Genomic DNA, 580 nt, shown 5'->3' with positions numbered 1-580 from the left:
CTGGTGATCGACGACAGCGTCATCGTGAGCCGGGCGGGGCGGCGCTCGCCGGGGCAGGGCGGCGTCGTGCTCGCGCCCAGCACGCCCGATGGCGTGCCGCGCGGCTTCCTGGTGCAAGGCACACGCTGGGTGGCGGAGCCCGGCGTGGCGCCGGGCAGCGTGCGCCTGGGCCGGGCCTGGGACCGCGGCGTGAAGGCCGGCGAATGGCGCCGGTCGCCGTCGGCGCCCAACGGCCAGGCGGTGATCCGGGACAGCCAGCTCGGTCCTCATCTGACGGCCTGGGCGGCCTCGACCTCGCGCCGCCCATTCGCCGCGACCGGCGAAGCGGCCAACCGCATGGCCGAGTACCGCAATGTCGCGTCGACCGCCGCGTCGCCAGCCGCGTCCCCCGACGCGGTGCCCGCCGCGGCCTTCGACGCGATCGCGCCCGGCGATGGCTGGGCCTCGATGAACGGCGGCACGGCAGGCGGCGCGAAGGCGAAGGCCGAGGCCATCCGCGTCGTGCGCACGCGGGCCGAGCTCGATGCCGCGCTGGCGCTCGGCGACACGCCCAAGCTGATCGCGCTGGCGGCGCGCATCG

General features: G+C 77.2%; 1 pseudogene. It reads left to right on the top strand.

The features are described from left to right. Positions 1–580 (top strand): annotated as a pseudogene (locus FUT87_RS29490) (hypothetical protein); the annotation flags it as partial.

It is taken from the genome of Mitsuaria sp. TWR114 (assembly GCF_007997345.1).
Note: the sequence above shows the minus strand (reverse complement) of the source record. Positions and strands in the feature narration are given on the sequence as shown.